This window comes from Desulfovibrio sp. 1188_IL3213 (assembly GCF_036763145.1).
Taxonomy (GTDB): domain Bacteria; phylum Desulfobacterota; class Desulfovibrionia; order Desulfovibrionales; family Desulfovibrionaceae; genus Desulfovibrio.
Genome location: NZ_JBAIYR010000408.1, coordinates 1 through 2,014 on the forward strand (window position 1 = coordinate 1; position 2,014 = coordinate 2,014).

Annotated in this window: 2 protein-coding genes and 1 pseudogene; all 3 read right to left on the reverse strand. The window is 59.9% G+C overall.

Features of this window, described 5'->3' with window-relative positions; translation table 11 throughout:
* A pseudogene (locus V6C16_RS12000) lies at nucleotides 1-313 on the reverse strand (YgiQ family radical SAM protein); the annotation flags it as partial.
* Entirely contained in the window at nucleotides 303-722 is a 420-nt protein-coding gene (locus V6C16_RS12005) for an EF-hand domain-containing protein (protein WP_333534579.1), read from the reverse strand. The pseudogene V6C16_RS12000 and the gene V6C16_RS12005, both read right to left, overlap by 11 nt.
* A 294-nt stretch (nucleotides 723-1,016) precedes the next feature.
* Complete coding sequence (locus V6C16_RS12010) at nucleotides 1,017-1,421, reverse strand: hypothetical protein (protein ID WP_333534580.1); 405 nt, start codon at nucleotides 1,419-1,421, stop codon at nucleotides 1,017-1,019.
* Between the last annotated feature and the right edge of the window lie 593 nt (nucleotides 1,422-2,014).

The window sequence follows — 2,014 nt, forward strand, 5'->3', positions numbered from 1 at the left end:
GCCTGCCCATAACCAGCAGGTCGTCCGGGCTGTCCCAGCGTGGCTGGGCCACAAGGCCCGCGCGAAAGCCGTGGTGAATGAGCCAGCGTGCCAGCAGCACACTGCCGAACGAGGAATGGTCCACATAGGCATCACCGGTGACGAAGAGCACGTCCAGGCTGTCCCAGCCGAGGGCGTGCATTTCTTCCGCGCTCATGGGGACAAAAAGGGGCTGCCCGTGAGGGCTGTCAGGGCCGGAGACGGAAGCGGCCCCGGCATTCCCTGCGGAACGCCGGGGCGCGGAAAAGGCCGGGACGGAGCGTCTAGTTGCCATTGGGCGGCGTAACCAGCGGCAGTTCGGGGTTGCCCGGATTGGGCATCATGGGATCACCGGGAGCGCCCATGGGGCCTCCGCCCATACCACGGTTGGGGCGCATGCCGGAAGAGTGGTCTTTCATAAAGGCGCTCCACTCATCAATGGAGATGAAGCCGTCGCCGTCCTGGTCAATGGCCACAAAGGCTTCGTCGCGCATGTTGGGAAAAAGCGCCTTGAATTCTTCGCGGCTGACCTTGCCGTCCTTGTTGGTGTCCATTTGGCTGTATTTGTCGGCCGAGCCGCCTCCGCCACCCATGCCGGGCATGGCTTGCGCCGGAGACGCCATAAGAATAATGGCGGCCAGCAGCGGCAGCAGGGACAGTTTGAGCAGGTCCGGAATATCGGGCAGATTCAGGGTGCGCGTCATGAGATTCTCCTTGAGATTGCTGATGCCGCGCGGCCTTATGCCGGGCGGAGCCGTACCCCTTGCGGGGAGACGGCAGGCACGCCGAGCGGCGGCCCATACTTGTAAATAAGCTTGCAAAAAGCGTTGGCAAGCACGTATGCGCCATGCCGTACGCACTATTTTTCATACAGCGTGTTTTACGCCGTGTTATGAGAACGGTTTGCCTTTTGAGGCGGTGTTTTGCTGAAGGGCCCTGCCTGAATGAAGCAACGCCGTCAAACGGCATACATCAGCGTTTTCCAAACGCTCACTGCTCTATTCGTGGCGAAAGCCCGCCCCTTCTTTTTCCATACGCTCAATGCACAGGGTCAGGTTGTCCGGTTCGCCCGTGCGGTGGTCATCGGGATACAGCAGTGCGCCCATATAAAAAATGGATCCAAGCCGCAGGGCTGTGCGCGCGCTGGCTGAAAAATTTTCCAGGGCCATAGCCACGTTGAAGCGCAGCTCGCCGGGCAGAAATTCCAGCATGGGTTTGGCATCATCGCCCAAGGATGCCAGCAGTTCGGCCTTTTGGCGCATGGCGGCATTATGGCCGGGGGTATCACCGGCGTCAAGATATTGCAGGGCCTGCGCCTGGGCCTGCATCACCTGGGTATGGCGTTGGCGAAGCCACTGGGTAAGCTGGCCCAGGGCGGGATTGGCGGATTGCTCTTGGCTCATGCGTCCTCCTTGGTTTCTCCGGTTTCCGGGGCATTCCGGTGGGGACAGCATACTCCTTTGCGTTCTTTCTGTATATGGAAAGCGTTGCGCTTGAGCTTTGCAGCCCGGTAGCGTCCGCTCCCGCCCGGCCCGCCTAGAGCAGATTAACTTTGAGAATATACATTCTCAAAGTTTAAGGCACGCTCACTTCGGCGTTTAACCGCGCAGATAAACTGCGCTTACGCCTCCGTAGCGAACGTCTGCTCACGCAGACGTCCGAGCAATTTAAAAGTTAAATTGCTCTAAGCGCCGAAGCGAGCGTGCCTTGGATTTTGGGAATAGTCTCCAGTTTATGCCCGAGATCTTTACGCAACGACGGGCTGGCAACGAAGGTTTGCTGTCGCCTGCACAATTTTTCCAACCGGTCAAAGCCCATGCCGTTGATGGCATTGCGCGGCGCGAAGGGAGATCACCGAGCGAAGCGAGGAAGCTCCCGCAGCATAAGACGCGCAGCCCTCGCGATCCTTCGGTAATAGAACGCCCCTGGGGTGGTCCGGGGGGAGTGCAGAGGGGGCCTCGGAGGGGCAAAGCCCCTAACAGGCCCCCTCTGCCGC